A 7927-nucleotide genomic window follows, 5' to 3' on the forward strand; every position below is an offset into this window, starting at 1 on the left:
CGCGGCGGCGCTTTTGGAAGGGCAGCCGCGCGGTCGAGATGTACCGCCGCTGGGGTGCCGACCGGATTGTGGGCGAGAAGAATTTCGGCGGAGACGTCGTGCTCGCCATTGTCCAACCTGCGGAGCGCGCTGTTGCCTACAAAGCCGGGGATGCGACGCGAGGCAAGGTCGTGCACGTCGAGCCTATCGCCGCCATCTATGAGTAAGGCGAGATCATCCCACGCGATAGGTCTACAACGCGCGCTGCCTGACCTCATGTTTCGCAGCGTCCAGTCCGACACCCGATGCGACGCGATCTGTCGCATCGGCTCGTCACGATGCGAATCGCGATGAACGAGAGTCGCGTCGAACGATGGAGAAACATCTATGAGCAAAGGTCGAGGCAGCGGTAGCTACCGCAGCGCGATCAGCGGGCGGTACGTAACCGCCAAGCATGGCAAGGCCAGCCCCCACACGACCGTCCGCGAGAGCGCCGGTCCGAGCGGGAGTTCCGGTCCCCATTACCGCAGCGCCATCTCGGGCCGGTACGTTACGACCGCGCACGGGAAGGCCAGCCCCCACACGACGATCAAGGAGAGCTAATCATGGCGAAACGCTATGTGCGCGCCACCGGCAAGGACCGGCAGGGCGACATCACCCGACTATGCAATTCCGGCGAATACTGGTCGCCCCGCGGCAAGGCGGATGCGATCAGCGACATCGAACTGGGTCTGCATGAATACTGGGTCAACTGGGCGAATGCTCCGGAGACCAAGATCCGCGTCGTCAACGGATCGACCGGGAAGTATCTGCGGACCGACCGCGACACCACGTCGCGCAACAATCTGGACGATCTGCCCGACTGCTGACGGCTTTGCCGCCAACGGCCGGGATCTGGGCCGGGGCTCACGCTCCGGCCCCGGAATAGCGTCAGGGCATCGAAGGAAAGTCCGAGCGCCGATATGCCGCGACCATCTGCGCGAGTTCGGGCGGTGATAGCACTTCCACCGCATCGCCCCACATATACAGATGCCAGCACATTTCGAGGAGACCCGCGGCCCTGAACCGCACAACCAGCGAACCGTCGGGTTCGCGCTCCGTAGTCTGGGACGGATGGAACAGAAAACCTTCCGCCCAGCGCACCGCCTTGGGAGCAAAGCGCCAGGCGATATCGTGTATACCGCCCTCATGCTGGTAGGAGCCGAAGCAGCGCTCGGCATGGACATTTAAGTCGAAACCCTCCTTGCGGATGAAGCTTTGCGGAAGAACGGTCGCTTCCTCGATGGCGTCGACCCGGAAATGCTGGATGCCGCCGCCGACCTTGCCGAGATCGACCGCGACCAGGTAGCGGCGCGCGCCGAGCAGCAACCCATGCGGCGCAACCACGCGTTCGCGCGCGACGGTGTCCTTCCATCCACGGTACAGGATACGTAGTTGTGATGTTCCCTTGAGCGCGGTGGAAATGGCCACGTCGACCGTCTCGCTCCCCAGTTGCCTGGGGCCTGGCCGCGCGGCATGGCCCAAGGCCATGAGGAGCGCTTCCTCGTCTGCCGCGAGCCGGCGGCTACGGTCGTCGGGAATCAGCGCCAAGATCTTGGCGTGGAGGCAGCGCAGCGCCGCCACCTGATCCTTGCCAGCGCCCTTGCCCAGCATGTCGAGCGCCACAGTAAGCGCCGCCATTTCCTCAGGCGTCGGCGCTAGCAATGGGGCCACCGCCTTGTAAGGCAGTTTCCAGCGCGCCTTGTCCGATTCCTCGTCCTTCACTTTTTCCAGTTCGGGAAAGCATTGCCCCATGGCGCGGATCAGGCGCTGCGCCGTGCGATAGTCTCGCTCGAGGATGTCCTCGATTTCGGCCAGACTGACGCCGCGCATGGATGCGGCCCTTGCCGCGACCGTCAGCAAGTCAATTGCATTGCGATAAGAAATACTACCCTCCCCCCGGAAGCGACAACTTCTGTCATGTAGTACCATCATGCTCATCTGCCATGACGAGTCGAGTGGTTCTTGCGGCGTATCGAGAGGAACAGGGATGTTGAGGCACGGCGGGCAGACGCTCTATTCCGCGAGCGATCTGGTAAACTTCATGGGCTGCGCGCACGCGACCGTGCTCGACGTAGGCAACCTTGCAACGCCGACCAGTTTCGTGCCCGATGATGACAGCGCGGTCCTGCTCCAGGAAAAGGGCATCGAGCACGAACGCGCCTATCTCGAGAGGCTTCGCGCGGAGGGGCGCTCGATCGCTGAGATTTCAAGCGAGGGCACGCTCGAGCAACGCGCGCAGGCGACGCGCGAGGCCATGCAGGCCGGCTATGACGTCGTCTATCAGGGCGCGTTCCTGGCAGGCCAATGGCATGGCTATTCCGATTTCCTGCTTAAGCGCGACGACGTTCCCTCCTCGCTTGGCGACTTTACCTATGATGTCGCCGACACCAAGCTCGCCCGCTCGGCCAAGCCCAAGCATATTCTGCAGCTCTGCGTCTATGCCGACATGCTGCGCAACGTGCAGGGCGTAGCGCCCCCGTCGATGCATGTCGTCCTGGGCAGCGGCGACATCGTCACCCTGCCCACGTCCTCGCTCATCCATTATTTCACGATCGCGCGCGAGCGCTTCGAAGGCTTTGCCGCCGCTGTGCCGGACAGCTCGGCCGGCGATCCCTGCGGCCATTGCAGCTTCTGCCGCTGGTCGGATCACTGCACCGCCGAATGGGAAGCGGCCGATCACCTCTCGATCGTGGCCGGCATGGGGCGCAGCCAGCGATCGGCGCTCCGCGAGGCTGGCATCGACAGCATCGGCGCCCTCGCGGCCCTGCCCCCCGGCGCGAGAATTCCCGGTATGCAGGCAGGCACCGTCGCCAAGCTCGCGGCCCAGGCGCGGCTGCAGGCTCACCAGCGCCAGACCGGCGAGGGGCGCATCGAGCTGCTCGAGGCTGCGCCGGGGCGCGGCTTTGCACGCCTGCCGCATGCCGACGAGGGCGACATGTTCTTCGACATGGAGGGCGATCCGCTGTTCGAGGGCGGCCTTGAATATCTGTTCGGGCTGGTGGCTCTGGACCAAGGCGAGGATCGTTTCCACGTTTTCTGGGCGCATGACCGCGAGAGCGAGAAGATCGCGTTCGAACAGGCGATCGATTTCATGACCGCGCGGCTCGCGCGCCATCCCCTCGCGCATATCTACCACTATGCGTCCTACGAAGAGACGGCGCTCAAGCGCCTCGCCATGTATCACGGGACGCGCGAACAGGAGGTCGACGATCTGCTGCGCGGCGACCGGCTGGTCGATCTCTACAAGGTCGTTGCCGAAGCCATTCGCACGTCCGAGCCGCGCTACTCGATCAAGAACATGGAGGCCTTCTATCTTCCCGGAGGCCGGCACGGCGCGGTCAAGACGGCGGGTGACAGCATCGTGATCTACGAGCGCTGGCGCCGGGTCGGCGGGGACGAGCTTCTTGCGGAGATCGCCGACTATAACGAGATCGACTGCCGCTCGACCCGGCTTTGCCGCGACTGGCTCCTGTCCCTGCGACCCGATGGCACGCCATGGTTCACCGGGCGGACGCTGGCGCCCGCCGATCCGGCAAAAGTCGCCGCACGCGAGGAGGCCGACGAGCGAACGCGGCAGCTGGCAGTGGCCCTGATCGCCGCGGAAGACACGCCGTGGCGGCGCCTGCTGGTCGATCTGCTCGAATTTCATCGCCGCGAGGCCAAGCCCAGCTGGTGGGCGATGTTCGCGCGGCAGGAAATGGACGCGGATGCGCTGCTCGACGACGCCGAATGCTTAGCGAACCTCCAGCCCCACCCCACGCTGCGTGCCTGGGCGGACAAGAAGTCGGTGGTCCATCCGTTCACCTTCCCGCCGCAGGACTTCAAGATGAAGGTCGGCGACAAGCCGCTGCGCTCCGGCACGCTGGAGCCGGCAGGGGAGATCATGTCGCTCGACGAGGACACAGACACGATCGAACTCAAGCTCGGACCAAGCCGCTCGGCCATCGAGCCGGGCACCGCGCTCATCCCCGAAGGCCCGGTGGGCGACAAGATCCTGCGCGCCGCGGTGCACCGCTATGCCCAGAGCGTGGCGAATGGCGAAGATCGCTATGTCGCCGTAACCGCAATCCTGCGCCGCGATCGTCCGAAGCTTGCCGGACGCACCTCGGGACAGGCGATCGTGCCCGAAGGCACGGACGCGACTGACGGCGCGATCGATGCCCTGAGCTGGCTCGACGACAGCTATCTGCTCGTCCAAGGTCCGCCGGGCGCCGGCAAGACTTACACCTCGGCCGAAGCGATCGTCGCGCTGCTCGCGGCGGGAAAGCGCATCGGCGTTGCATCCAACTCGCACAAGGCGATCAACAACCTCCTCAAGGATGTCGAAGCGAAGACGGCCGCCAAAGGTCTGCGCTATCGCGGCATGAAGAAATCCTCGCGCGACGATCAGATTCTCGGTTCGGACGGCTGGATCGCCGATGTCGTCGGCGGCAGCGGAAGCGGTGTGTCGCCGCATCATCAGCTCGTTGCGGGTACGGCCTGGTTGTTCGCCCGCGAGGATCTCGACGGCACGCTCGACTATCTGTTCATCGACGAAGCCGGCCAGGTCAGCCTCGCCAATGTCATCGCGATGGGAACGGCGGCGCGCAACATCGTGCTGGTCGGCGACCAGATGCAGCTGTCGCAGCCGATCAAGGGCACGCATCCGGGCGGCAGCGGCCGATCGGCCCTCGACCATCTGCTCGAGGGACACGCAACGGTGCCTGCCGATCAGGGCGTCTTCCTGCCCATCTCCCGGCGCATGCATCCCGACCTCTGCACCTTCATTTCCGAAGCGGTCTATGAAGGGCGCCTCCAGGCCGAAACGAGCACAACCAGGCAGCACATCGATGTGAACGTCGCCGCGGATCCCGCTGCCCTTGCGGCCACGGGCCTGCGTTTCGTCGCGGTCGACCATAGCGGCCGTGCGCAGCGCTCGCCCGAGGAAGCCGAGCGGCTCGCGACTACCTATTGCGCGTTGCTCGGGGCAAGTTGGACCGACCAGCTGGGCGAACGCCATGAAATCAGTGCCGAGGACATATTGGTCGTCTCGCCCTACAATATGCAGGTCGAACTGCTGCGGCGCACGCTGCCCGAAGGCGCGCGGGTCGGGACGGTCGACAAGTTCCAGGGCCAGGAAGCGCCGGTCGTGCTGATCTCCATGTCCACCTCGTCGGGCGACGATCTCCCCCGAAACATCGAGTTTCTCTACAGCCGCAATCGCCTCAATGTCGCGATCAGCCGAGCCCGCTGCCTCGCGGTGATCTTCGCCAATCCCAAGCTGCTCGAGATCCCCTGCACGACGATCGCGCAGATGGAGCTGGTCGACGGCCTGTGCTGGGCCAAGCAGTTTGCCGACAATCAGCGAGATCAGGCCAGCGCATGACCTTGGCGGTGCCGGCGACCAGGCAAACTCTCTGTCCCGGGATGCGCGGACGGCGGAAGAATGATATCCGCCCGCAGGAGACGGAAACGAAGGGATAGGTATGAAGTGGGATGATCGCCGCAGCGGCTGGCGCAAACATGCCGGCGACGCGCGTAGCGATGCCGATGTCGACTATGGCCGGATCGTTCATTGCGCATCCTTTCGGCGTCTGCAGGGCAAGACGCAGATCCTCAATCTGGGCGACAGCGACTTCTATCGAAACCGGCTGACCCATTCGCTCGAGGTCGCCCAGATCGCGGGCAGCGTCACCCGGCAATTGCAAACCGATCATCCCTCGCACCGCGCCATCGAGCACCTCCCTTCCCTTCCCCAAATCCAGGCCATCGGCGCGACGCACGACCTTGGCCATCCCCCCTTTGGACATGGCGGCGAGGTCGCGCTCAACTATTGCATGGCCGAACATGGCGGGTTCGAAGGCAACGGCCAGACCATCCGAATCCTTACGCGGCTGGAAAAATATTCGGACCATGACGGCGCAGACCTGGCCCGGCGCACGCTTCTCGGCACGCTCAAATATCCCGCCCCCTACGGCAAGCTCGCCAACCCCGATCTACGGCCTGTCCTGCGGCCGAACATGTCGGTCCTCAGCCTCATCGATCGGGACTCCGCCAAGCCGCCCAAATGCTATATGGATAGCGAGGACGCCGCGGTGATGTGGATCCTGGAAAAGCTGTCGCCGCGCGATCGTGACGTGTTCACGAGCATCGAATGGTCCGCGGCCGAAGGTGCGGCGCCGGAACATCACAAGGCACGGCACAAATCGCTCGATTGTAGCATCATGGATCTGGCCGACGACATCGCCTTCGGCGTCCACGACCTGGAGGATGCGCTCGCGCTGTCCTTCATCACCAGAGAAGATTTCGAGCAGAACGTCTCGCCGGAATCCTGTCGGCATTTCCTGGACTTCGTGAACTCCAGGAAGCGAGCCGCCTCGGGCAACGATGCCTATGGCGATCTCGTCGCGATGCTGTTTGGCTCAGCGTCTCCGCGCAAGCACGCGATCAGCCGCCTCGTGGGCTATTTCGTCCAACACTGCCTGTTCGATGAGGAAAACGGCTTCGAAGAACCGCTAATCCGTTATCGCGCCGCACTACACCCGGATGCGGCGGTCTTGCTCAAGGCGTTGAAGAAACTCGTCTATCGCCGCGTGATCCGCAGCCCAGCGGTCCAGCATCTCGAATTCAAGGGGCAGCAGATGGTGGTAGCGGTCTTCGAAGCATTCGCCACGGAGCCCGAAGCATTTCTGCCGCGCGGAACCTTCGCGCTGTTCGAGCGCGACGGCGGCGACATGCGCGTCATCTGCGATCATATCGCCGGCATGACCGACGGGTTTCTGCTCAAGACCTATGAGCGGCTGTTTAGCCCGCGAATGGGATCGGTGTTCGATCAGCTCTGATAGGCAGCCCTGTAGCTAGGCGCAAGGATTCCGATGCGCTCGACTATGAACAGCACAAACTATTGATCCTAGACGAGCGCCTCAATTTCGCCGACTATGTAGCCTCGGACATCCCGATCGACGGTGCGCGGACGGACCGCAGCGACATCTCAATCTTTAACCGGCGTATCGCTCCCGTGGCGATAATGAGCCGAGCAACCCCACCACGATTTTCGAGTTCAAGAAGCTGCAGCGCCATGACTTCGCGAACCCCTCGTTTAACGACGTTTCGGTCCAGCAGATAATCCGCTACCTCAATCAGTTCCGGGATGGGAAGTTCAGAACGCCGAAAGGCCGTGACATCCTCTTCTACGCCAATACGACCGTCTATGGATATGTAGTCTGCGGTCTGGCCCGCAAGGTGTCGAACTGGCTGCACAGCGAGAAACTGTTCGCTGTCATGCCCGACGGCCCCGTACATCCGTCTTTACATGGACGTATTGAATTGAACGGAGGTGCTCGCTGCCGCAGAGATGCGGAATAAGGTCTTTTTCCACAAGCTGGGAATTTGATCCGACACACGCGGGTTTCAGTTCGGACTACGATTGGGACAGATGCGCTCCTTAAGGAGAAGGCCTTTGAATGTCCGCTGTCCCGCCGTTGGCGCTCCAAACCGGACCGAGCAGAATGTCCCAGTCCTTGCCGAAAGTCGGACTGGCCGACCCGCCCTTCCAACCGAAATAGAAAACGGCTTAGGCCACGCCTGTTCATGTGCCGCCAATCCGCATCACCCCACCGAAAGCAGCTCAGCTCTCATCTCGATATTCCGCTACCATCGAGATTGCGCGACGAAAATGCCAGCAGACCCGCTCCTCACATATTCCAAACCTGCGCGACACTTGCGCCACGGTCATTCTGCGACCAACCACTACCGCAAGCACAGCCCGCGTCAACGGCGGCATCTGCGCAAAGGCTCCTCTTACCCGCGCACCTGCCTCGCCGCCTCCCAGACCGATCGGTTCGGCTATGTCGCCCGGAACGCATCGCGCAAGATATCGGTCGATCCGCGCGGCACAGCGCTCGTCGCCAGCCAGGTCGCGTAACTC

The 7927-nt window shown here is 63.3% G+C and carries 7 protein-coding genes and 1 pseudogene; 6 read left to right on the top strand and 2 right to left on the bottom strand.

Translation table 11 applies throughout. From position 1 onward, the window contains the following. The 3 genes and pseudogenes from VMR39_RS15010 to VMR39_RS15020 form a co-directional block, all read left to right on the top strand. Positions 1-206 (top strand): annotated as a pseudogene (locus VMR39_RS15010) (DNA-packaging protein); the annotation flags it as partial. 160 nt (positions 207-366) lie between these two features. Further along, positions 367-582 carry a hypothetical protein gene (locus VMR39_RS15015; protein ID WP_325416769.1) on the top strand — a complete coding sequence of 72 codons (216 nt, stop codon included), beginning with the start codon at positions 367-369 and terminating at the stop codon, positions 580-582. A 2-nt stretch (positions 583-584) separates the two neighbouring features. After that, positions 585-848 carry a DUF3892 domain-containing protein gene (locus tag VMR39_RS15020; protein ID WP_069709679.1) on the top strand — a complete coding sequence of 88 codons (264 nt, stop codon included), beginning with the start codon at positions 585-587 and terminating at the stop codon, positions 846-848. Positions 849-909: 61 nt separating this feature from the next. Here VMR39_RS15020 and VMR39_RS15025 read toward each other — a convergent pair whose 3' ends face one another. After that, complete coding sequence (locus tag VMR39_RS15025) at positions 910-1851, bottom strand: WYL domain-containing protein (RefSeq protein ID WP_325416770.1); 942 nt, start codon at positions 1849-1851, stop codon at positions 910-912. A 157-nt stretch (positions 1852-2008) separates the two neighbouring features. Here VMR39_RS15025 and VMR39_RS15030 point away from each other — a divergent pair, with 157 nt between their 5' ends. Next, complete coding sequence (locus tag VMR39_RS15030; RefSeq protein ID WP_325416771.1) at positions 2009-5386, top strand: TM0106 family RecB-like putative nuclease; 3378 nt, start codon at positions 2009-2011, stop codon at positions 5384-5386. 100 nt (positions 5387-5486) lie between these two features. Next, positions 5487-6842: an anti-phage deoxyguanosine triphosphatase gene (locus tag VMR39_RS15035; protein ID WP_325416772.1), complete on the top strand. Its 1356-nt coding sequence runs from the start codon at positions 5487-5489 to the stop codon at positions 6840-6842. Positions 6843-6936: 94 nt separating this feature from the next. On the opposite strand, the gene VMR39_RS15040 is transcribed toward VMR39_RS15035, so the two are convergent. Continuing rightward, positions 6937-7302, bottom strand: coding sequence for a hypothetical protein (locus VMR39_RS15040; RefSeq protein ID WP_325416773.1), 366 nt, complete (start codon positions 7300-7302; stop codon positions 6937-6939). A 418-nt stretch (positions 7303-7720) separates the two neighbouring features. On the opposite strand from VMR39_RS15040, the gene VMR39_RS15045 reads away from it, so the two are divergent. Next, entirely contained in the window at positions 7721-7924 is a 204-nt protein-coding gene (locus VMR39_RS15045) for a hypothetical protein (RefSeq protein WP_325416774.1), read from the top strand. The last annotated feature ends 3 nt before the right edge of the window (positions 7925-7927 follow it).

The sequence above is a fragment of the Sphingobium sp. genome, from assembly GCF_035511395.1.
Taxonomy (GTDB): Bacteria; Pseudomonadota; Alphaproteobacteria; order Sphingomonadales; family Sphingomonadaceae; genus Sphingobium.

Coding starts and splice junctions, on each gene's coding strand:
- VMR39_RS15040 (WP_325416773.1), bottom strand. CDS start 7,302: ATGTACGGGGCCGTCGGGCATGACAGCGAACAGTTTCTCGCTGTGCAG.
- VMR39_RS15030 (WP_325416771.1), top strand. CDS start 2,009: ATGTTGAGGCACGGCGGGCAGACGCTCTATTCCGCGAGCGATCTGGTA.
- VMR39_RS15035 (WP_325416772.1), top strand. CDS start 5,487: ATGAAGTGGGATGATCGCCGCAGCGGCTGGCGCAAACATGCCGGCGAC.
- VMR39_RS15025 (WP_325416770.1), bottom strand. CDS start 1,851: ATGCGCGGCGTCAGTCTGGCCGAAATCGAGGACATCCTCGAGCGAGAC.
- VMR39_RS15015 (WP_325416769.1), top strand. CDS start 367: ATGAGCAAAGGTCGAGGCAGCGGTAGCTACCGCAGCGCGATCAGCGGG.
- VMR39_RS15020 (WP_069709679.1), top strand. CDS start 585: ATGGCGAAACGCTATGTGCGCGCCACCGGCAAGGACCGGCAGGGCGAC.